This window comes from Candidatus Rhabdochlamydia oedothoracis (assembly GCF_019453995.1).
Taxonomy (GTDB): Bacteria; Chlamydiota; Chlamydiia; order Chlamydiales; family Rhabdochlamydiaceae; genus Rhabdochlamydia; species Rhabdochlamydia oedothoracis.
This window is the reverse complement of sequence record NZ_CP075587.1, coordinates 236,037-258,237: the sequence shown is the minus strand read 5'-3', so window position 1 is coordinate 258,237 and position 22,201 is coordinate 236,037. Positions and strand designations below refer to the sequence as shown.

21 protein-coding genes, 4 pseudogenes and 1 riboswitch are annotated in these 22,201 nt (G+C 36.0%); of the genes and pseudogenes, 15 read left to right on the top strand and 10 right to left on the bottom strand.

What is annotated here, in order from left to right:
• Position 1 precedes the first annotated feature (1 nt).
• Genes RHABOEDO_RS01305 through RHABOEDO_RS01280 form a run of 6 tightly spaced genes read left to right on the top strand, consistent with a single transcriptional unit; the run spans position 2 to position 4,865 of the window.
• Positions 2-688, top strand: a complete 687-nt coding sequence (locus RHABOEDO_RS01305) for a hypothetical protein (RefSeq protein ID WP_215217379.1) — start codon at positions 2-4, stop codon at positions 686-688.
• A complete protein-coding gene (tolB, locus tag RHABOEDO_RS01300; RefSeq protein ID WP_215217378.1) occupies positions 678-2,051 on the top strand; it encodes a Tol-Pal system protein TolB in 1,374 nt (457 codons plus the stop codon). The genes RHABOEDO_RS01305 and tolB overlap by 11 nt, the downstream gene beginning before the upstream one ends.
• A 12-nt stretch (positions 2,052-2,063) precedes the next feature.
• Entirely contained in the window at positions 2,064-2,717 is a 654-nt protein-coding gene (locus tag RHABOEDO_RS01295; protein WP_215217377.1) for an OmpA family protein, read from the top strand.
• Positions 2,718-2,720: 3 nt separating this feature from the next.
• A complete protein-coding gene (locus RHABOEDO_RS01290; protein WP_215217376.1) occupies positions 2,721-3,290 on the top strand; it encodes a LysM peptidoglycan-binding domain-containing protein in 570 nt (189 codons plus the stop codon).
• Complete coding sequence (gene murI, locus RHABOEDO_RS01285; protein WP_215217375.1) at positions 3,277-4,182, top strand: glutamate racemase; 906 nt, start codon at positions 3,277-3,279, stop codon at positions 4,180-4,182. The genes RHABOEDO_RS01290 and murI overlap by 14 nt, the downstream gene beginning before the upstream one ends.
• Positions 4,179-4,865, top strand: coding sequence for a response regulator transcription factor (locus RHABOEDO_RS01280; protein ID WP_194845051.1), 687 nt, complete (start codon positions 4,179-4,181; stop codon positions 4,863-4,865). The genes murI and RHABOEDO_RS01280 overlap by 4 nt, the downstream gene beginning before the upstream one ends.
• A 496-nt stretch (positions 4,866-5,361) precedes the next feature.
• On the opposite strand, the gene RHABOEDO_RS01275 is transcribed toward RHABOEDO_RS01280, so the two are convergent.
• Entirely contained in the window at positions 5,362-6,393 is a 1,032-nt protein-coding gene (locus RHABOEDO_RS01275; protein WP_220017664.1) for an IS110 family RNA-guided transposase, read from the bottom strand.
• 189 nt (positions 6,394-6,582) lie between these two features.
• Here RHABOEDO_RS01275 and RHABOEDO_RS01270 point away from each other — a divergent pair, with 189 nt between their 5' ends.
• Positions 6,583-6,783 (top strand): helix-turn-helix domain-containing protein, encoded by a 201-nt coding sequence (locus RHABOEDO_RS01270; protein WP_220017676.1) that lies wholly within the window; start codon positions 6,583-6,585, stop codon positions 6,781-6,783.
• Here the strand turns inward: RHABOEDO_RS01270 and RHABOEDO_RS01265 are convergent.
• The 6 genes and pseudogenes from RHABOEDO_RS01265 to RHABOEDO_RS01245 all read right to left on the bottom strand — a co-directional run bounded on the left by RHABOEDO_RS01265 (position 6,744) and on the right by RHABOEDO_RS01245 (position 9,386).
• Positions 6,744-7,013 carry a helix-turn-helix domain-containing protein gene (locus tag RHABOEDO_RS01265; RefSeq protein WP_220017675.1) on the bottom strand — a complete coding sequence of 90 codons (270 nt, stop codon included), beginning with the start codon at positions 7,011-7,013 and terminating at the stop codon, positions 6,744-6,746. The genes RHABOEDO_RS01270 and RHABOEDO_RS01265 overlap by 40 nt on opposite strands.
• A 422-nt stretch (positions 7,014-7,435) precedes the next feature.
• On the bottom strand, positions 7,436-7,567 hold the full coding sequence (locus tag RHABOEDO_RS11070) for a hypothetical protein (protein ID WP_281069554.1): 132 nt from the start codon (positions 7,565-7,567) through the stop codon (positions 7,436-7,438).
• A 5-nt stretch (positions 7,568-7,572) separates the two neighbouring features.
• The gene (locus tag RHABOEDO_RS01260; protein ID WP_215217210.1) at positions 7,573-8,214 is read right to left on the bottom strand and encodes a CatB-related O-acetyltransferase; all 642 of its coding nucleotides are present in this window, start codon (positions 8,212-8,214) and stop codon (positions 7,573-7,575) included.
• Between the two features lie 20 nt (positions 8,215-8,234).
• A pseudogene (locus tag RHABOEDO_RS01255) lies at positions 8,235-8,519 on the bottom strand (transposase); the annotation flags it as partial.
• A 46-nt stretch (positions 8,520-8,565) separates the two neighbouring features.
• On the bottom strand, positions 8,566-9,051 hold the full coding sequence (locus RHABOEDO_RS01250; RefSeq protein WP_434062176.1) for an IS630 family transposase: 486 nt from the start codon (positions 9,049-9,051) through the stop codon (positions 8,566-8,568).
• A gap of 71 nt (positions 9,052-9,122) precedes the next feature.
• The gene (locus RHABOEDO_RS01245) at positions 9,123-9,386 is read right to left on the bottom strand and encodes a helix-turn-helix domain-containing protein (protein WP_220017673.1); all 264 of its coding nucleotides are present in this window, start codon (positions 9,384-9,386) and stop codon (positions 9,123-9,125) included.
• A 153-nt stretch (positions 9,387-9,539) separates the two neighbouring features.
• Between RHABOEDO_RS01245 and waaF the strand changes: the two genes are divergently transcribed.
• From waaF to RHABOEDO_RS01215, 6 genes are all read left to right on the top strand, one after another.
• Positions 9,540-10,589 (top strand): lipopolysaccharide heptosyltransferase II, encoded by a 1,050-nt coding sequence (gene waaF, locus RHABOEDO_RS01240; RefSeq protein WP_215217088.1) that lies wholly within the window; start codon positions 9,540-9,542, stop codon positions 10,587-10,589.
• Between the two features lie 94 nt (positions 10,590-10,683).
• Positions 10,684-11,508, top strand: a complete 825-nt coding sequence (locus RHABOEDO_RS01235; protein WP_220017672.1) for a glycosyltransferase family protein — start codon at positions 10,684-10,686, stop codon at positions 11,506-11,508.
• A 2-nt stretch (positions 11,509-11,510) separates the two neighbouring features.
• Positions 11,511-12,689 carry a UTP--glucose-1-phosphate uridylyltransferase gene (locus tag RHABOEDO_RS01230; protein ID WP_215217090.1) on the top strand — a complete coding sequence of 393 codons (1,179 nt, stop codon included), beginning with the start codon at positions 11,511-11,513 and terminating at the stop codon, positions 12,687-12,689.
• A 93-nt stretch (positions 12,690-12,782) separates the two neighbouring features.
• Positions 12,783-13,781: an NAD(P)H-dependent glycerol-3-phosphate dehydrogenase gene (locus RHABOEDO_RS01225; RefSeq protein ID WP_215217091.1), complete on the top strand. Its 999-nt coding sequence runs from the start codon at positions 12,783-12,785 to the stop codon at positions 13,779-13,781.
• Complete coding sequence (locus RHABOEDO_RS01220; RefSeq protein WP_215217092.1) at positions 13,781-15,286, top strand: NAD(P)H-hydrate dehydratase; 1,506 nt, start codon at positions 13,781-13,783, stop codon at positions 15,284-15,286. The genes RHABOEDO_RS01225 and RHABOEDO_RS01220 overlap by 1 nt, the downstream gene beginning before the upstream one ends.
• A gap of 411 nt (positions 15,287-15,697) precedes the next feature.
• Positions 15,698-15,804, top strand: a riboswitch (TPP riboswitch).
• Positions 15,794-17,056, top strand: coding sequence for an MFS transporter (locus RHABOEDO_RS01215; RefSeq protein WP_215217093.1), 1,263 nt, complete (start codon positions 15,794-15,796; stop codon positions 17,054-17,056). Its footprint overlaps the riboswitch before it by 11 nt.
• Here the strand turns inward: RHABOEDO_RS01215 and RHABOEDO_RS01210 are convergent.
• Positions 17,028-17,981, bottom strand: a complete 954-nt coding sequence (locus RHABOEDO_RS01210) for an NAD-dependent epimerase/dehydratase family protein (RefSeq protein WP_215217094.1) — start codon at positions 17,979-17,981, stop codon at positions 17,028-17,030. The two genes, RHABOEDO_RS01215 and RHABOEDO_RS01210, sit on opposite strands and share 29 nt — an antisense overlap.
• A gap of 652 nt (positions 17,982-18,633) precedes the next feature.
• Here RHABOEDO_RS01210 and RHABOEDO_RS01205 point away from each other — a divergent pair.
• Both RHABOEDO_RS01205 and RHABOEDO_RS11375 read left to right on the top strand, forming a co-directional pair.
• Positions 18,634-19,602 carry a UDP-glucuronic acid decarboxylase family protein gene (locus RHABOEDO_RS01205; RefSeq protein ID WP_215217095.1) on the top strand — a complete coding sequence of 323 codons (969 nt, stop codon included), beginning with the start codon at positions 18,634-18,636 and terminating at the stop codon, positions 19,600-19,602.
• Between the two features lie 604 nt (positions 19,603-20,206).
• Positions 20,207-21,222 (top strand): annotated as a pseudogene (locus tag RHABOEDO_RS11375) (IS30 family transposase).
• A 54-nt stretch (positions 21,223-21,276) separates the two neighbouring features.
• Here the strand turns inward: RHABOEDO_RS11375 and RHABOEDO_RS01190 are convergent.
• Both RHABOEDO_RS01190 and RHABOEDO_RS01185 read right to left on the bottom strand, forming a co-directional pair.
• Positions 21,277-21,511, bottom strand: a pseudogene (locus RHABOEDO_RS01190) (helix-turn-helix domain-containing protein); the annotation flags it as partial.
• Between the two features lie 7 nt (positions 21,512-21,518).
• Positions 21,519-22,074: pseudogene (locus RHABOEDO_RS01185) on the bottom strand (transposase).
• Between the last annotated feature and the right edge of the window lie 127 nt (positions 22,075-22,201).

Here is a 22,201-nt window from a genome sequence, read left to right as displayed (position 1 = left end):
TATGGATCAGAAGATTCTTCTCTTTTTGTTGATAAGCGCCCACATAGGGTTTGTGGGCATGTTAATGGGATCAAAGCCGCAGAAACAAAGTAAAAAACCGCAGAATCTTGTTGTAAAAACCATCTCTTTAAAATCCTCTTACCCTAATGCACAAACAACAAGTCTAACCCCAAAAAAAACACCCATTCCAAAACCCATAAAACCGTTAGTTAAAAAGAGTTCCTCTGTTATAAAACAGAGGAAAAGAAGAATCCCTACTCCAAAACCCCCACTTCAAGAATTTGATATTCCTCCTTCTATTCTCAAACAATTAGAAGAAAGTATTGCGAAAATTGAACAAAAAGATGATAAACAATGCAAAAGCAGTACAATTGTTACAGCATCTTTACCTTCTAAAGTAGCTGTGGCTCCTGCACAAGAAGAGCCTACATTACCTAGCTATACAGCATCATTGGTTAAAGAGCTCACTCAGATACTACAGCTTCCTGAATATGGAGAAGTAAAGGTAAAAATAACAGTCAGCCCAGCTGGTAAAATAATTGAGCTATTGGTCCTTCAAGCAGAAAGTAAAGCAAATAAACTGTATTTAGAAAAGTGCTTACCTAACATTGTATTACCTAAATACAATGAAAAAGTCACACTTAATAACGAACAAACTTTTACCCTAACTTTTTGCAATGCTCTCTAAAATCTATATCTATTTTATCAGCGTCTATCTTTTTATTACCCTTTTCTCCTCGGTGGTTTGTGCGGAGAAAATAGAAGAGGAAATTAGAGTCCATTTACCAACTATAAGTCAGCTACAACCGATCTACTTAGGCAAAATCTTTTCTCAAAAAGCGGTTTTTGATGTCCATTATTTAAATCAATTAGAAGCTATTCTTTGCTACGATCTGGACTATAATGGATCTACAAAGGTTTGTCAAAGAACGTCTGATAAAGAACAATTACTCCGCAACAAAGATCTAACAGCAGCTTTTCAAATCCAAAACTGGCAAAAATTTGGGATTCCTTATATACTGAAATGTTGTGTTAACCAAAAGCAGTTAACCCTATATCTTTTTAATGTCAGCAAGTCTTGCTTGAAAACATTCGGCCCTATTTTGCTTAGCGGTAATTTATCGCAAGACCGAAAAAAAATTCATAAATTAGCAGATGCTCTTCATAAAGCCTTGTTTTCTATAGAAGGCGTTGCTAGCACCAGAATTTTATTCTCTCAAAAAATTCCACATAACGAATCAGGAAAATGGATTTCTGAAATTTGGGAATGCGATTGGGATGGAGCTAATGCATGTCAAGTCACTTCAGAAAAAACTTATTGCATCAGCCCTGTTTTATTACCTAAAAGAGAAAACTCTTCTAAAGAAGGCTTCTTTTTTGTATCCTATAAAACAGGTCAACCTAAAATTTATTTTCAAGCTTCAAAAACAGATAAAGCTAAACGAGTTAGTCATTTAAGAGGAAATCAATTACTACCTGCTGTTTCTAGCCAAAGAAATAAAATTGCCTTTATCTCTGATGCAAGTGGCCGTGTAGATCTATTTCTCCAAGCATTTTCACCCGAAACGGGTAAAATGGAAAAACCCATTCAAATCTATTCACACCCACATGCAGTACAAGCTTCTCCTGCATTTAGCCCCGATGGTTCTAAAATTGCTTTCGCTTCCAATAAAGATGGAGGAACGCGGATTTTCATTATCTCTATAAACTCTGATAAAAAACGCCCCCCTGCTGTTATGATTACTAAAAAAAACCGAGAAAACTCTTGTCCATCTTGGTCCTCTGATGGCACAAAATTAGCTTATAGTGCTAAAACAAATGGTATACGGCAAATATGGATTTACGATTTTGAAAAAAACGAAGAGTGGCAACTAACCTCAGGGCCTGGTAATAAAGAAAATCCTTTTTGGGCTCCAAATAGCAACCATATTATTTTTAACTCTACACAAGATTGCAACTCTGAAATTTACGTTGTTAATTTAAACCAACCCCAAGTTATTAAAATCAGTCGAGGCCTTGGGAAAAAACACTACCCTAATTGGGGACTTTAAGAGAGGAAAAAAATGAATAAAAAAACCATTATAGGAATTTTGAGCTGCACCTGTTTTTTAACAGGGTGTATGGGAAATAGATTCTCTGTCTGGAAAGACAGCTTGACATCTAGTAATTATAAAAAGGCAAATGATTTATGGGATTATGCAAATGACCCTTATGACCATCTTCTAGGTCCTATGGAAGAAGAGTTTATTGCATTAAATGAAGAAGACCTGCAGCAACAGTTTAGCGAAGCAGCTATTCCCCCTCCTAAAAACGACCCTGGAGGAGGAAGGCTGCCTGGAATTGAAGGATTTAGCTGTCCTAAAGGATTTGAAGCAGAGATTTTTAGAACCCTTTATTTCCATACAGATAAAGATACAATTGAGGGGAAAAACTACTACCAAATCATCGATCAAATTTCACAATACCTCAAGAAAAATCCCCAGTTGTTTATTTTTGTTGAAGGACACTGCGATGAAAGAGGGCCAGAGCAATACAACCTCTCTCTTGGAGCTAGACGAGCTAACTATATCCGTTCTATGCTTGTCCAAAAAGGAGTCCATCCAGAAAGAGTCCACACCGTTTCCTATGGAAAAGAAAAACCCGCTATTCGAGAATGCAGCAGAGGGGCTTGGGCCAAAAATAGACGTGCAGAATTCAAAATTTACAATCCCTCTTAAATAATGAGTACCCTTTTTCTTACATGCATGCTCATAACCACTTTTTGCTATGGGAAAACACGCGAATATATTCCCTCTTCTTACGAGCTGCAATTAGAAATAGCAGATTTAAAGCATCAAATCCGTACATTTGAAGTCGATATGCAATTAATGGAAGAAAAAATAGATGCACAAAAAACTCCTGTATTCATTGAATGCAAAGAACTTCAATCACGTATGCAAATGCAAGAAAATACAATAGATAAACTCTCTTCTGAGATAAAAAACCTGAAAAAAGATATAGAGCAACTCTTAGAACATCTAAACAAAATGAACACACAATTAATCGCTCATGAAAAGGGCTTGCAAAATGTCTCTGAGCTAAAAAACACAATAGCAGACCTACTTAAAAAAATACATCCCTCTACAACAAAAACAAGAGTAAAATCTTATAAGGTTCGAGCAGGAGATTCTTTAGAAAAAATCGCTAGGCTTCATCATGTATCGGTTGAAGAGCTTAAAGCAAATAATAAACTGATTAAAGATACCATATTCCCCGGACAGGAGCTAAAAATTCCCCATGACACAGAGTGATATCAGTCAAAAAAAAATAGGCATTTTTGACTCTGGATTAGGAGGTCTTAACGTAATGCAAGCAATTTCTACTTGCTTGCCACACGAAAATATCACATATTTCGGAGATACCGCACATCTTCCCTATGGGAATAAAAGCATTGAGTTAATTACTACTTACGTCTTAGAAAGCATAGATTTTTTACTATCTCAAGATATCAAATTATTAATCATTGCTTGTCATACAGCTTGTGCTGCTTGCTTAGAGATTATTCGTAGTATTATCAATGTACCCATTATAGCCATAATAGAGCAGGCCATAGAAGAAATTATGGAGACTAAACCTAATGAATCTATTGTTGTTTTAGGAACACGAGCTACAATTGCATCTGGAACTTATCAAAAACAATTATACACCAAATTGCCTGATGTTTCCCTATCTTGTATTGCATGCCCTCTGTTTGTTCCCTTAATCGAAGAAGGATATTTTGATCATCCAATCATTCAATTAGCAGTGACGGAGTATCTATCCCCCCTTACAGAAGAATCGATTGATGCGATATTGCTTGGATGCACGCATTATCCTCTCATTCAGTCTCTCATTCGACAGTGTATGGGGAATAAAATTCCCTTATTAGATCCAGCAAGCAGATGCGCCCAAACAACAAGACAGTTCTTATCTAAACTAGATTTATTAAACCAGCAAACAGATCCTGCCAAATACCAATTTTTTGTATCGCAAGATCCAGAGAGATTTTCCACACTAAGCAAACGATTTTTCCACCATCCCATCGAAAAAACATCGCCCCTCATCATGACACAAGTACACAAAAAGCGTGAAAAAAATTTAATTTCTCTGCTTGAATTAAAAAACAAACTTAATTTATCCATTGCTAAACGAGGTCATAGATGAGTCATAAAAAAAGAATCTTGCTAATCGAAGACGAAGAAGATATTGCAGCGCTAATCAAATTACAAGCAGAAGCATCTGGATACAAGATGCATGTTGAAGTAGATGGCATAAATGGTTATCGCGCTATTGAAAGAGAAAAACCAGATTTGGTCATTCTCGATATTATGTTACCCGGACAAAACGGTTTTGACGTATGCCGTAAAATGAAAGCAAACCCCGATCTACGTGGCATTCCCGTCATCATTCTAACAGCTAAATCAGAAGAGTTAGACATGATTTTAGGTTTAGAACTAGGCGCTGATGATTATGTACCTAAACCCTTTTCTCCTAAAGTGCTCTTCTCTCGCATTAAAGCTGTTTTACGCCGTGCTAAAGAACCTGAAAAGGCGCCAAAAATCATTACCTTTGGCGAATTTTCCTTAGAAGTAGATCGTTATTTGCTCCGCAAAGGAGATAAAGTAATTACCATTACCTTATCTGAATTCGGCATTCTACGCCGCCTTCTAACAAACCGCGGCAAAGTTTTAACACGCAATCAATTACTGGATGATATCCATAATGACGATGCTTTTATCGTCGATCGGAACATAGATGTACACATCGCATCCTTACGCAAAAAACTAGGTCCTAACTTTGATTGGATTGAAACAGTGCGCGGTGTAGGATATCGTTTCCGAGAATAACTTTAAGATGTCAATAATCAATCTATACTAGTTTGATTTCAAATTAAGAATTGCATAACTAGTTTTTTTTGAAAAAACTGCTCTATTTTGCAAGAAGATGTTATCTTTTGTATAAAAATGTTTATACACTCAAACTCTTAATTTGAATGTAAACGAGTTCTCTAATTGCACACAAGGGGAATATAAATTCTCTTAATTCTTCATAAGCTCTCCGAGCCGATATTTTGCTTGCAAAATAAAAGGCGTTTTTTAAGATCTTAGGACAGCAAAGTTTAATGCGGGAGATAAGTCCAGGGTTCTCTGCGGAGTCTTTTTGAAGAAAACTATTTTAGATTCTTCGCTCCATTATGCTATCCGAAATGAAATGGGCAAGACAATGTATATTACGGCTTCTAAGAGCCAACTCATTTGTCGTCTTTACCTATTTCTTCGTTTTTCTCCTGCAAAAAATTTTAGTCACTTTTCCTAATGTTTTTATTTCTAAAAAAATGCGTTTTTAAGCTGCCTTTGGCTCACCGTAAATAAATTCTTTTTGTTCAATCAGCATCTTATGCATAATTACGGATAACTTTCTACCTACTGCTAAGGCGGCTTTCTTCATTCCTTTTTTTCTCATGATTTTTAATCCCCAAGCTTTTAGCTTGCTCCATTTCTTACTTCGTGTCAGCATTACTATTCCGGCTTCAACTAATAGAGATCTAAGTTCACTGGATCCACATTTTGAAATTCTTCCCTGTCTTTGCACCTCTCCGGAGGCATACTGTTTAGGCGTCATACCAAGATAGGCTCCTACTGATTTAGAATCGTTAAAACGAGTGGGATCAAAAATTTCTGTTTTATAGGTTAATGCTGTTACAGGTCCTACGCCAGGGATTGTCATAAGCCGTTGTACTTCTTTATCTTGACTGACCAGCTTAAGCATTTCTTTATCCAGTTTTTCTACTTCCTCAACTACCTTATCAAAGGTATTTAATAGAGAGGTTATGCTCAGAACAATACTTTTTTCCTGTTTTTCTATCTGCTTTACAACCACAGACGAAAATCTTTTGGATCCCACAGATCCCAATCGTATTCCGTAACTTTTAAGCAAGCCCCTTACAGTATTTTTTAACTGCGTTTGCTGTTTAATTAGCGCTCTTCTGGAAACTAACAAAATGCTTTTTTCTACTGAATCTTGGGGCTTACAGTGTACTCGTGTATACATACCTGATCGAAGAGCTTCTGCGATTCCTCGTGCATCATTTTTGTCTGTCTTATTTATTTTCAAAGCAAGAATCGTACTCAGCTTCCTTGCATCCATACATAGGGGATCTATAGCTCTTTTTCTAAATCCTGTGACTAGGTAATGAGATAAACATCCACTTTCAAAGCCAACAACGATTTCTTGAAAATCTCTTTTGGAAAAATCATCTGCTAGTAAATCAGGATCTGTTTTTTCTGAACCTTCATGGACAATCTTACCTTGTTCATTTAATACACAGATAAAAGTTCTTTTCATTGATACATCTAATCCAATATAATGCTTCATGGGTTGCTCCTCATTTTTTTGCTCTTTAATGAGCGGTTTTGAGATTTGAAAAAATCTCGTTTATATTGGAGAGTTTAACCTACTCCGTTTAAGGAGCAACCCCTTCTTTGTGTGCAATTATGGCATGTATATAGTGGTTCCGATTCAATCGTATAGAAAAATATTTTGTTTTGTGTTAAGCTATTGAGTATGAAAAAACTGACCCCTAGCCAGATAGCTGACTTAGAACACAAGTTAAAGCATCCAAAAGACTACTCTGAACGGAATAGGCTTTGTGTAATTTTGGGCTATGATGAGGGTATCTCAACAAAAAATCTTGCTAAAGCACTCCGGATAAGCCCTATCACTGTTCAGAAATACCTCAGAGAATATGATTCCGATCCTGCATAGTTCAAATTCAGCAATGCTTCTTTGCCACCTTCTAAATAAGTTTTATAGTAACGCCTTATCGTATCCTCATCTAGGAGTAAAGCATGTGCTAATTGTGGGTATGTCCACCCTTCATCTAACAATAAAATAGATTTGATTCTATCGCATAGCCTTTTATCCCGTTCATGGCGATGACGAGCCTTGAGGAGGTCTTTTTGGTTTCTTGTTAAAAAGTTCTCTTTTAGTTGCATATGAGCAAAACTCATATCTCAATCCATTAGAAAATTTCAATGAATTTAGTGTTTGAAAAGTCTTTTTTCTAATGCATTTCAGTATATAGTAGTGCTAATGCAAACGGCTAGCTTAATGGGGTTCAAGTCAACGACTTGAAACTTGTCGTTAATCCTATATTTTTTTATGCGATTGAATCGGAACCACTATATACGATTTAAGTGCAGGTTTGCAAAAACTAGCTAAATTCCCTCTTTTAATTGCGGTCGATTCAAAATATTAGGTTGCAATAGTCCTTGTATTTCCATAAATTTATTAATTGATAAAAAAAATACAAGGAATGAATGTCTTGCACTATGCATGTAGTAGGCTCTGTAATTTCGCATTCGAAAGTACCACGGAAAACGGCAGGAAAAAATCACCCTTTTCCAGATATTTCTACTCAATTAGTCTTAAAAAAAACTATTTCAATCGCCGAAAAATGCATAACACATATAGCAGAGACAACAACTGCAAAAACACTTTTAGAAAAAGCCTCTATTGTACAACCAAAAGCTTGCTCTTTTGATGTCAATCATTCTACTCCTCCAAGCCAGCCGCTTCTAATCGATCCACATCAAGATTGCAGATCAAGGAAAGGTGACGATTAATTTTTTCAATATCCCAGTTCCACCAAGAGATGCGTAGAAGTCGTTCGATGGTCTTGTCATCGAAGCGCATTTTGACAATTTTTGCAGGGTTGCCTGCTACGATTGCATAGGGAGGAACATCTTTGACGACGACTGCGCGCGTAGCGATAATCGCTCCATTTCCGATCTTTACACCCCCCTTGACAAGCACATCATATCCAAACCAAACATCGTTCCCAACAACGATGTCCCCTTTTACAGGAAGATCAAATATATTGAAAACGTTTTCCCACCCTTTCTGAAAGATGGGAAATGGATATGTACTGATCGCATCGAGCTTGTGATCTCCCGTCATGATGAATTTTGTTTCTGCTGCAATGGCGCAGAATTTCCCGATGATGAGTTTAACTTTTGAGAAATCGTAGTTATAGAGGACGTTATATTCTTCAAATTTCTCTGGACCATGGCGCCTGTCATCGAAATAGGTATATTCACCTACGATAATATTGGTGGCCTTGACGAAGTTTTTTAGGAAGACGAGCTTCGTATAGTCCTTAATGGGGTAGATGGCGTTTGGGTCAGGGCCTATCATTAGATTTCTTGCATAACCCCTTATTTTAAAGCTTTCATTAGTGTGATGGAGTGGATTAATTTTAAAACTTTTTGGTTTTTTTTGCCAACTTTTAAAGCAAGAACCACCATATTCAGGCTTGTATGTAGTTTTCTTTCGCAATTTTTCCATAGCCTGCGACATTTTTCTATCCACGCAAAAGAACGCTCTACAACCCATCTTTTGGGAATAACTGTAAAAGTATGAAGTGTATTTCTTTTGGCTATTTCTAATATACATCCTAATATCTCCTGCACACTCTTTGCAAATTTTTTTCCAGAATATCCTCCAATGGTTTTTATGTAGTGAAAATGCTTCTATACTAGTGCCGATTCAAACGGCTAGCTTAATGGGATTTAAGTCAACGACTTGAAACTTGTCGTTTATCCTACATTTCAAAATATCTGTTATTTTCGGTATCTCTTCTAAGAAGAATCCTCTAATTGCCTGAAAAAAAGTCACCGACGTTTCGTAATATCGATTGTATACCGTCTTTTCCTTTAAGATCTTCCACAAGCGTTCAATAGGATTCAAATTCGGCGAATAAGGAGGGAGATAGTGCACTTTAATCCTAGAAGACATCAGAAACTCTTCTAGTTTCTTATTTTTGTTTGATCTCGCATTATCCAAAATTACATGAATAATTCGAGCCTCTGTCTGTTTTTCTAGCTTCTTGAAAAAATCGAGCATTGCATCGGCATCAACTGTCTTATATTCCTCTGTAAAAATCTTCATTCCTGTCAGGCAAAGAGCTGCAGCAAAATGCAATCGCAATTGTTTCCCGGATGTCTGCAAAGTCTTTTGAACGCCTTTTTTGATCTATCCACATACGGCTTGGGACTGATGTTCAGGATGCACAGCATCTATGAAATAGATCTCTTAATCAGGGTTTAAGGTTCTATGAAAATTCGTTGTTTTTCAGGATCTAATTTCCCAGGAATCTTTTTAGGACGTTTATAAACAAATCCGTGCTGTATGAGCCAATCTGTCATGCCACTTCGGGAATATTTTATCCCATATTGCTCATGCACATAAGCTATGATCCCTTTGACTTTAAGATAGGTCTTTTCATGTAGGTGTTTTAGTAGAGACTCTTTTTGGTCTTGTGAAAGTTTTGATTTGCTACCGCCTCGAGGGCTACTTCCAGCTCTCATGGATTAAAATACTTTAAAATTTTAGATTGCTTATTGGTTATGCAAGAGATCTAATGAATTGTATTCGTAAAATTACACCTGATGAGGTGCTTACCACAATTATTAAAACGAATTGTTTTGTGAGTTTTTGCTGATTATTATTATGATGAACCCATGAAATCAATTAAACACATAGATCCTAAGAGTATCATCATACGCATGCCTAATTGGATAGGGGATTTTGTCATGGCAACTCCTATTCTTTCCGATGTACGCAGCTCTTTTCCAAAAGCTTCCATTACAGCAATGTGTCGTATAGGCGTTTGTCAGTTATTAGAGACGGATCCCGATATTAATGAGATATTTTGTTTTAGTAAGGCTAGTGGATTTAATCGTAGAGATAATCACCGAGATCTTATGGAAAAAATACGGCAAGGGAAGTATGACTTAGGCATTTTATTGACCAATTCATTTTCTTCTTCCTGGTGGTTTTATCGAGGGCATGTGTCCTATCGGATAGGATACGGGGGTAATTTTAGAAGTTTTTTATTAACCCATCCTATTCATCCTCCCTCTCAATTAAAAAAGCAACATCTCGTCAAGACATATAAAATGTTATTGTCTGTATTGGGAATTCCTGTTTCAAAAACAAACCCTCGGTTGTATCTTGCTAATCAAGAAATAAAAGCAGCGCAAGAGCTAGTCAAGCAGCAAGGAGTGCAAGAGGGTGATATCTTAATCGGTATTAACCCAGCTGCTACGTATGGTTCGGCTAAATGTTGGTTCCCTGAGAGATTCGTGGAAGTGGCCCATAAGTTATTACAAAACGAAAAGATTCATCTTGTGTTTTTTGGAGATCTAGAGAGTGTCTCTCTTATTAAAAGCATTTGTCGGACTCTGCCACCAAGAGCTATAAACTTAGCAGGTTTAACCTCTTTAAGAGAGTTAGCCAGCCTAATTTCTCTATGTAGAGCTTTTCTTTCTAATGATAGTGGACCTATGCATATTGCTGATGCGTTAGGCGTACCTGTTGTTGCATTATTCGGCTCTACTAATGAAATAGTGACCGGTCCTTTTTCTCAGGGTAGAGTAATCCATAAACACGTCACATGTTCGCCTTGTTATAAGCGTACTTGTCCCATTGATTTTCGCTGTATGAAAGCCATTGAAGTAGAAGAGGTTTATCAACAAGTTTTACAAGCGTTGTTTAGCCAACCCTCTTAAGATTCACATGCTTGATACGTTACTATATACATTTAAAATCTCCTTTTTTGATCGTTTATTAAAAAATGCAGCAAAGAAAAAAAGTACATATTTTTTGATTTGCTGGAATCGAGGGTTAGGCGATATTCCTCTGGGTCTTTATGCTTTAATATATAGGATTCGTGAGTTCATACCTGATGCTAAAATTACTTTTCTTACACGTCCTGACCTTTTTTTAGGATTTAACTTATTAAGTCAAGTAAAAGTACTTGTCGACTCCTCGTGGAAAAGAGGAAAACCTTTTGATCTTAAAAGCTCTTTAGCTCGTTTGCAAAAAAGCGAAAAATCATTTGATGTAATTATCGAACATCCAGATCCTACGCGTTGGTTAAAATGGCAATTGGGAAGGATTACTCCAAAGTTAAATTGGTTAGAAGAACATGATGCTTTATGTGAGCGGTTTAGATTAGATCCCATGCAAAAATATATAGCGATTCACATTCAGACAGAAACAAAATACAAATATGAGAAAAATTGGCCTGTTATTTATTGGAAAGAGTGTCTATATCAACTATTTTTTGAATTAAAACTAACCCCTATCTTATTTGGATTTTCTAAAGAAATACCGTTTGTACAAGAAGGAGTTGTTGATTTAAGAGGAGAAACCAATTTATTAGAGATGCTCTCTATTATTAAGAATCATTGTTGTTACTTACTTACTCCTGACTCAGGAGTGCTTTCTATGACGTATTATTTAAATAGTCCCTTTAAACTTAATGTGATATCTTTGTGGGCAGATCCTAAGCAAGGAATATTGAAACAGCAAGTGAAATCCCCAAATCCCTTGCTGCAGCATATTCCAATTATTGCAAAACATAAAGATATTTGTAATATTTCAGTTAGACAAGTCATAAAAATCCTTGGTGAACTGCAGAAATAGATATGCTAAAGCAGCTTTTATCTCAACATTTTCATTCCTTAGATCAGGCGCATCTCTTACATGGTTTAGAAACACTAGGCAGTGATCAGCTAAAGGTATTTTGGCAACAGGCACAACGTCTAGATCCTTCTCTTTTACTTGAACAAAGAAGATTGCTCGATAGGGATAAAACCCCCATTTTATCTACGCCTTTAAAAACTCCTGGCTTGTTAGGGTCAAAAAACTGTAAACGATTAGGTCGTGAGCTCATCGATCGAGGAAAAGTAGGCTGCATTATATTAGCTGGAGGAGATGGATCTCGCTTGAATTGGAGGGGCCCCAAAGGCACATTTTCCATTTGTATACAAAACCAGAGAAAAAGTTTATTTCAAAGGTTTTGTGAAAGAATAAAAAAAAAACAGTCGTTAGGGCAGTGTTTGCAAATTGCGATTATGACCTCTTTGTCTAACCACGTAGAAACGGAAATTTTTTTAAAAAAAAATCATTTCTTTGGATTGAAGAGTTCTCAGGTGCAATTTTTTTCACAAACAAACCTTCCCTTTTTGGATGAAAAAGGCAATTGGTGTTTAGAAGCTCCTGGTAAAATAGCAGAAGGTCCCAATGGTAATGGCGACGTATTGGATAGTTTTTTTACGAGCAAAATTGCGGATTTATGGCGAGATTTACAGATAGAATATGTTCATGTGATCCCCATAGATAACCCCTTAGCAGATCCTTTAGATCCAGAACTTACAGGTTATACAGTAGAATCTGGTTTAAGTGTAGCTTTGAAAGTGGTCAAAAGAGAATTTTCTCAAGAAAAAATGGGGGTTGTAGCACAAAAAAAAGAAGGCATTTCGATTATAGAATATTCAGAAATATCTCCAGAGAGATATAAAGAATTTCTTTTTTGCAATGTAAATATATTTTGCTTTTGTTTGTCTGATTTACAAAATCTTTATTGTCGTGTAAAATTACCTTTGCATCTAGCTAGAAAAAAAACGAACTTGCTTCTCTTCAATCAAACAAAACAGGTTTCTTGCTTTATTTGGAAATGTGAAAAATTCCTTTTTGATGTATTGGATTATTTACCTCGCAGCGCTACGCTTGTCTATCCACGATATCTTACCTATGCACCTTTAAAAGAATTAGACGATTTAGAAAATGTCAAGAAAGCCTTGATTGCTTATGAGAATCAATAGAAATGGTTTAAAACACATAATATATATACTTTATTTTACAATTAAAATAAATAGATAATACAGGGTTATTCAAAAAAAGAAAAAGGGATCTAAATGAAAATTGGCTATTTAGGCGCAGGAACATGGGGTTTTTGTTTAGCAGCTTTACTTGCATCAAAAGGCCATAAAGTCATTTTATGGACGGCAAAACCAGAATTTGCCGATTTGCTATCAGAAAAAAGAGAACACCCTAAGTTACTTCGTTGTAAAGCAAGTGACAATCTTAGCTTTACCTCTGACTTATCGGAAGCGGTTGAAGGTGCTGAATATATTGTTGAATCGGTTACTTCAAAAGGAATACGCCCTGTTTTTGAACAGGTCCTAGAAAGGGGAAAAGTACATTGTCCTGTTATTGTTACTTCCAAAGGAATTGAGCAAAATACCGGTTTATTATTGCACGAAGTTGTATTAGAGGTTTTGGGGGAAAAGATGCGGGATAAGATTGCTTGTTTAAGTGGTCCAAGTCATGCAGAAGAAGTCATTCAAAAATTGCCTACTTCGATTGTGTGCGCAGCTTATCATGTTCCTTTGATGCACCAAGTTGTTGATTTATTTATGACTTCCTATTTTCGTATCTATCCCAATGCAGATATAAATGGAGTGGCTTTTGGTGGAGCTATGAAAAACATTATCGCTATTGCTTGCGGTATTTCAGATGGATTGGGATTTGGAGATAACACCAAATCTGCTCTAATGACACGAGGGTTGCATGAAATTCGAAAACTCTCTGTTACTAAAAAGTGTAATCCAGAAACTTTAAATGGTTTGTCTGGGTTAGGAGATCTCTGTGTTACCTGTTTATCCAAGCTTAGTCGTAATTATATGTTTGGAAGATTAATTGCAGACGGATTGACAAGGGAACGGGCTCAAGAAAAAATCAACATGGTAGTTGAAGGGGCTTATACATGTATTTCTGCATTACAATTAGCAGAGAAAAAAAATATCCCTGTCCCTATTACAGCCGCTATTTGTTCTATACTCTATGAACAATTAGATCCACGAGATGCGGTAAAATCTCTTTTGCAAAGAGCTATTAAGGAAGAGCATTTATAATGGAATTAGACGGCATAAAAGTTGTTACCGCTCAAGAGATGAAGGATATAGAGAATAGAGCCTTTCAAAAGGGCTGTTCAGAATTAGGGTTTATGCAACAAGCAGGAATTTCTGTTGCAATGCAAGTAGAAAAATTTACCCAGGAAAGAAAACTACCTAAAGAAGTATTGCTTTTTGCAGGTAGAGGAAATAATGCAGGAGATGGTTTTGCTGCAGGTGCAATTCTAGTAGCAAAGGGATACTCTGTTATAGCTTACCCCATTTATCCGGTAGAGAGATTTAGTGCTTTGTGTCGGAATATGTATGAGAATTTTTGTTCTCAAGGAGGAAAAATAGAATTCTCTCTTGAAAAAATACAAGAGAGGATGAGTCATGCGGGCCTTATTCTAGATGCTCTTGTAGGAACTGGAATGAAAAAGAGTGCAGATAACGAGCTAGCCGCTGCTATTGAAATAGCTAATCGCTCAAAACTTCCTATTCTTGCCATTGATATTCCCTCAGGTTTAAATGGCACCACAGGTGAGGTTGGATTAATCGCTATTCATGCTACTAAAACCATCTATTTAGAATTAGCAAAAACAGGATTCTTTCTACGAGACGGGTGGGATCATGTAGGAGAAATTGTTCGAGGTGGTTTTGGTCTCCCAGAAGATCAAGTAAAAGCCTCTGCTTGTTTGCTTAATTTGTCTTCTCTTAAATTACCTCTTATTCAACGTTCTTGGCATAAATATCAAAAAGGGTATGTTGTAGCTATTGCAGGCTCTGAAGAGATGCCAGGAGCTGCTGTTTTAGCAAGCTATGCAGCTTTAAGATCAGGTGCGGGGATTGTGCGTGTATTTTCCCCAGATAAGATTTTAGTTCCTTATGAAATGATGCATCAGACTTTAGATGATAAGAATTTTGACGCGTTAGATCAAGAAATTGCTCGAGCTAAAGCTGTATTAGTAGGCCCAGGTCTTGGACGTGTAAAAAAAACGGATAAAATCGTTCAGCATCTACTTAAGTTCAATAAACCATTAGTCATCGACGCAGATGCTTTGTTTTCTTTAGCTACACACTCCTCTTGGAAATTGCCTCCTTCTTGTATTTTGACTCCTCATAAACAGGAAATGAAAAGATTGCTTGAATCAGATACAACACAAGAAATAGACTGGTTATTTTTATGTCAAAATTATGTAGATGAAAAACAAGTAACTCTTGTTTTAAAAGGGGCTCCTACTTTTATCTTTACTTGTGGTCATTTGCCCTTAATTATCACTCAAGGAGATCCAGCACTTGCAACAGCTGGAAGCGGAGATGTACTAACAGGAGTGATTGCAGCTCTTCTCTGTCATCGGTTAACCTCTCGTTATGCTGCTGCTTTAGGTTGTTTTATTCATGCAGTAGCAGGAAAAAAAGCAGCTGAGGATTTGACTTCATATAGTGTTATAGCATCAGATCTTGTAAAGTATTTGCCAAAGGCTCTTTCTTTAATGAAAAAAGCAGACTATTTACAAAAACTATAGATTTGGATTGGGTCTTTCTAAAATAAAAAAGATCTTTTCTTCTTTCTCTGGGTTTATATAACATCAAAAATTTTTTATGAGTAGAAATTAGAAGCAAATCCTATATTTGAGCTTTGCAATTTTTTAATGTTCTCAAATCTCATATCACCTCACGCGTGAGGTGATATAGTAGCTTAGGTGGTGATTAAAATTTAGGTTTCAGAAGAGCTCTATTATCTAATATACTTATAGCATGACGAAAGGATCTATAGGAACTGCCCTTAGCATTATGGGTTTTGATACCTTTTTGCGCTTGGGATTCTTATAGGAGATTAAAGGAAAGATTAGATTTTGTTTAATCGTCTATACTTTCGGTTTTTTTATATAAATTGTTTTAGTTTTACTAAAATTCATGACTTATATAAAATGATCGTTGATCACCGGGGGTGCCTAACGGCTGAGATAAGCTTAAATATTGCTTAAACCCTTTAAATCTGATCTGGATTATGCCAGCGTAGAGAGAGTGTTATGAAATCATCAAAATGTAGTATTCTTACAGGTTTTTTTGGCAATTTTTTAGAGCATTACGACTATGCTCTTTTTTCATTATTAGCTCCTTTTTTAGCTCCTTTATTTTTTGATCAGAAAGATCCTATTGTCTCGCTGATTTTAACCTATGCCATGTTGCCATTGGGCTTTCTTTCTCGTTTTGTTGGCTCTTTATTTTTTGGCTGGTTAGGCGATCACTTAGGTCGCAAGAGGGCATTATGTAGCTCTCTTACCGGTCTATCTATTACAACAGTGCTAATGGGCTTTCTACCAACCTATGCTCAAGTGGGCATGATGGCTCCTTTGGGACTTCTTCTAGCGCGCTTATTACAAGGTTTCTTTGCAGCAGGGGAAACGATAGGTGGAGCTATTTTCGTGCTGGAACAAACAGAAAATAGAAAAAAAAATTGGATGAGTAGTCTCTATGATGCAAGCTCTGTCTTAGGGATGCTAACCGCTTCTTTTATGCTTTTTCTCTATAGCCATTCTGCTCAAGAGATTTATTGGCGTTATTTATTTTGGGCAGGAGCGCTTACTGCCATTGTTGCTTTGATTTTAAGAATGGCAAGCAAAGAAGAAATAAAACCTAAAATAAGAAAAGAAAAAAAATTCAACGTTTTCCTGCAATACAAACGTGTATTTGTAACTATTGCTTTAGTTGCGGGGTTTTCCTCTAGTATATATTGTCTAGCATTTACTTTAGCTAGTGGATATATTCCTTTAGTTAATTCGATCACGAAAAATCAAATTGTCAAAATCAATACGTATCTTTTGTGCTTTGACATGTGTATTCTTCCTTTATTTGGTTATTTAGCAACAAAGATAGGCAGGGAAAAACAAATGCTTATAGGCGCATTGGGTACGGCTCTTATAGCTATTCCTTGTTTTTATTGTTTTTCTAGTTCTTCTATCTTAATAGTTAGCATTGGGCGTGTGCTATTGGTTATTGCAGGTGTTGTATTTTCTGCAACATATCACGTCTGGGCACAGGATTTAGTTAAACAAGAGCATCGCTATAGGATTTTATGTACCGCTCATGCGGTTGGTTCGCAAGTTATCGGCACTTCTACAGCTTTTATTTCTCTTTGGCTATATAAAGCATCTGGTTGGATTGCAGCCCCAGCTCTATATGTAATTTGTATAGCATTATTAGCTGCTTGGGCGGTTTTTACAAGTATGCATACACACAAGAAGAGAGAAGTTCAAAGATTAATTAGCTATACTGCTTTTGATACCACTTGATAAAGTAAGAGAGTCCTTCTTTTAAATCGACTTTAGGATCAAAATTAAGAACGCTTTTGCTTTTGGATACATTCGCATAGGTAATAGGCACATCTCCTGGAGGAGTGGGTAAGAATTCCATAATGGCTTTTTTTTCTAAGAGAGCTTCAAGGTAAGAGATGAGTTCTGATATGCTATAGGGTTTATGATGTCCGAGATTAAAAATGTCATTACATCCATTTGATTTTTGCAGAGAAGCTATAATCCCATCGATAATATCATCAATGTAGGTAAAATCTCGCATTAGCTTGCCTTCTCCAAAAACAGGAATCGGTTGGTTTTCTAAAATAGCTTTTGTAAAAGAGAAATAAGCCATATCTGGCCGTCCCCATGGACCATAAACGGTGAAAAAACGCAAGGCTGTGCAATGAAGCCCATAGAGTTTATGATAGGATTCTGCCATCACTTCATTGCATTTCTTTGTGGCTCCGTAAAAGCTACTAGGCTGATCTGTAGGTGCGGTTTCACAAAAAGGAGTTTCAGCTCTTTTTCCGTATACGGAAGAAGAAGATGCATAAATTAACTTAAGATTAGGATTCTTTCTAATAACTTCTAAAACCTGAAAGAAGCCAGAAAGATTGCTATGCATGTAACTTTCGGGATGAGTGATTGAATGACGTATCCCTGCTTGTGCAGCTAAATGCACAAAATGAGAAATATTCGATGTTTTGAGATGTAGATCTATGATTTCTTTATCATTGAGATCGCAATTAAGCACTAAAATATTTAATTTATGTAAATAAGCAGCTCTTTGATGTTTCAAAGCAGGATCGTAGTAAGGATTGAAATTATCGCAACCGCTAACATAAAAACCTAGCTTATGTAGTTTTTTTGCAAGATGAAACCCAATAAATCCCGCAATGCCTGTAATGAAAATTTTATCCATAATTTGATGAAAATGATTACTCTTTTAACATTGATCCCATCAGTTTATCGGAAAATGTGATTTTAGAAATGATTAAGCGCGTGATTTTATTATTTTTAGGGATTTGCTGCTTGCATAAATATCTTTAGAGATGTTTCAGGATATAAAAAATTCTTATATAATGATGTTAGGAACATGTAGAAGAAGAGTGTTATTAATAGTTCCCATGGTTTTATTCCTTTAAAACAAGCTTTAGCAAAGATATTTTATCATCTAGAAATAAAGTATGTATACATTTTAAAAATATATAAGGAGCTTATCCTAGACGTTATTGATATCCTGGTGATATCGCTTTTTAGAAGTAACTCTTGAGTAAAATATTCATGAATGACCCCAATCTTAAGAAAATCTTTTTCCGCTAGATCTTTGCATTAAGAATAATGGCACCGGTTTCTTTTTTTTGCGCATTTATTTTTTTATTAACCAAAGAACCTCAATTTTTAGCAGAAGTCAGTATTCAACGAACTACAAAAATAACAGATTACTATGTTAAGCTTCCTGAAGTATATCGAGTTTTTTTAAACTATCCTATACTCTGTATCACATTACCCAAAAAACGAAACGGATTCTCGGCTACTTTTGTCATCATAGAGGAGAATTACTAGAGGATAAAATGGATGCAAAAAAGCGAATTTTAGTGGCAGGCGGTGCTGGGTTTTTAGGCTCGCATTTGTGTGAACGTCTTCTACAGGAAGGGCATGAGGTAATTTGTGTGGATAATCTTTTTACTGGCGGCCTAAATAACTTACGGAGCTTTATCAAGCACATCTCTTTTACCTTTATGGAAAAAGATATCTGTGAATCTTTCGATCTTAAAGTAGATTATATTTGTAATTTTGCTTGCCCTGCCTCACCGCCTCATTATCAGAAAGATCCTGTAAAAACGGTTAAGACCAATGTATTAGGCTCACTTAATATGCTAGATCTAGCCCAGCGTCAAAAAGCTACGATTATACAAGCATCAACGAGTGAAGTATATGGTGATCCTCAAATGCATCCACAGCAGGAAAAGTATTGGGGATATGTAAATCCAATTGGTCTTAGATCTTGTTATGATGAAGGAAAAAGATGCGCAGAGACTCTATGTTTTGATTATCATAGACAATATGGATTATCAATTAAAGTAATACGTATTTTTAATACCTTTGGACCTAGAATGCATCCAAATGATGGGAGAGTAATTTCTAATTTTATCGTGCAGGCTTTGCAAAACCTTCCTATTACTCTTTATGGAGACGGGATGCAAACCCGCTCTTTTTGTTATGTTGATGATCTCATCGATGCAATTATTTCTATGATGAAAACACAAGCGTGTCAAACAGGACCAATTAACTTAGGAAATCCTTTGGAATATACAATTCGCGAAATAGCGGAATTAATTATTAAGCTAACAAGTTCTCAATCAAAGATAATCTACTATCCCTTGCCACAAGATGATCCCAAACAGCGCTGTCCTGATATTGCTTTAGCTAGATCACTACTGAATTGGCAACCGCAAGTTTATCTAGAAGAAGGTCTTTTTAAAACCATCCAATATTTTGATAAAGTTCTACAAACTAAAAAAATACTTTCTCTTTCTTAAGATTTATCTTCTTCATGTTTTGTAGTAAGGCTAATAAGCTTTTTCCTTACTTTATATTTTTCATCCTACATTCCTACCAGGGCCAACGCATGAAGATTTTGCTTGATAATTGAGAGATAAAAAATGATTCTGGCTCCTTTTTCATAAGGAGTATAAAATGGAAGGATTCATTCATTCTTCATCTATTATGATGCATTTTTCGAAATTACCAGACCCAAGAAAGGCGCTCAATCAACTATATAGCCTTCATGATATACTCGTTTACATTCAAATTAAGAGGTTTAATATATAAACATTTTTATACAAAAGATAACATATCCTTGTAAGATAGAGCGGTTTTTTCAAAAAAACCCAGTTATGCAATTCTTAATTTGAAATCAAACTAGTATATAGTAGTGCCAATTCAAACGGCTAGCTTAATGGGGTTCAAGTCAACGACTTGAAAATTGTCGTTAATCCTATATTTTTCTATACGATTGAATCGGAACCACTATATCTCCTGACTTTTTAACGTATGCCTTTTCTTTTTTCCTGAGTCTTTTCAAGTTTGAAGTGCACAGAAGAATTAAAAAAAGAATAGGCAGGCGATGAAAGAATCTCTATTGTGATTTTTAACAATCAAACACAAGGAGAGACCTTGCCTAAAGGCTACCATCACCTAACCTATGACCAAAGATGTCAGATTTATATTTTAAAAGCTAGAGGAGATACATCTAGCTCAATAGCAAACATTCTAAAAGTTCATCATAGCACTATTAGTAGGGAACTTAAGAGAAATAAAGGGCAACGAGGATACCGTCATCAGCAAGCTCAAGAAAAAGCATTTCTTAGAAAAAATTCTCAGCCCAATAAAAAAATGACTCCTCAAATAGTTACCCGTATTGAAGAAAAAATCAAGTTGCAATGGAGCCCTATACAAATATCCGGATGGCTTAAAAGACATGGTAAAGAACATGTTAGTCATGAGACCATCTATAATCATATCTGGAAAGATAAACGACAGGGAGGACAGCTTTATAGAGAGCTCCGTCATCGACTCCGTCATCGAGGAAAAAAATATAACAAGCAGAGAAAGGGAGCTTCTGGAGAGGGAACATGCTTTTCGTATAGATTTAAGCAACGGCCTTGTATTGTAGAAAAAAACTCGTTTAAGACTGGAACTAGATACAGTCATAGGGGCAGGAATAAAGGCGTAATTGTATCAATGGTAGAAAGAACTCCAAGCTAACTAAGCTCGCCAAAGTTTCTCATAAAACTGCAGAGGAAGTAAGTCAAGCGTTAATTGAACAACTTAAACCTATCAAAGATTTTGTACACACATTAACAGCAGACAACGGAAAAGAATTTGCCTATCACCAAATGGTTAGTTTCGAGCTAGAGACAGACTTCTACTTTGCAACGCCCTACCATTCTTGGGAAAGAGGCTTAAATGAGCATACAAACGGACTAGTTAGGCAATATTTTCCTAAAACACAAAGCTTTTTAGATACGACTTCCAAGGATATAGAAAGGGTGGAAACTTTACTAAATAACAGACCTAGAAAGGCTCTCAACTTCGAAACTCCACTAGAAGTGTTTACGAGATTATCTACAAACATGCTATGCTCGGGTGCACAATAGATGTTTTTTCAAGTATTTATATGTTCTTTTTTGTGCACTTCAAGGTTGAAAGGGCCCTGAATAAAAATATCTTTGGTTTTTTTTGGCCGTTCAATTAGGTGTTTCTGTTGCATCTAGTAAAACAACTTCATAAGACATATCGTTTTTTAATAAAGCTTTACGCCCAGGAATTGCAAAATCAGGGTGCTTAATCAGCACTTCTTCTATCCAACAAATACTCCGATAGCAAGCACTTATCTGAAATATGATAGGATGCTGCAACAGGAAAATAGGTTCTATATTCTCTTAGAGCCTGTTTAAAATCTTTTCAAAAGTAGAGCAATAAAAGCAAGAACCACCATATTCAGGCTTGTATGTAGTTTTCTTTCGCAATATCTCCTGCACACTCTTTGCAAATTTTTCTCCAGAATATCCTCCGTCTGCTAAAACATTTTTTACACCGAACAAATTGTTTTTATGTAGTGAAAATGCTTCATATCCTTTCTTCTCCGCTGTATCAGTATTTTTAACACTTTGAGCATCAATAATTACAAAGCTTGTTTTCTCTTTCCGACCACTGCTTTTTCTGACCTCGCCAACTAATTTTTTTTAAAACTATTTCAAGAATACTCTTAGAATTTTTATCATCTTTTTATTCCAAAGATGGAAATAATAATAACATAATTCCCATTTAGGATATTCTATGGGTAACATACGCCACTGGCAACCACTTTTTAAAATGTACAAAATTCCACAAAAAATATCATATAGATCAACTCTTCGTGGACGTGTTTTTTTGCGTGTAGACTCAAGTATTAGATGGATTTTGCTAAATTGTTTACGAGAAATATCGCTTGGATAAGAGCGGGTCATAACTACCTCCAAAGGTTTTATGAAAACTATCATTATACCTTAATGAAAAGATTTTAAACAGGCTCTTATATATTCAAGGGTCATAAGAAGCTGATCCTTTGTAGAGGATCTATGGAGTCTTCCTTCA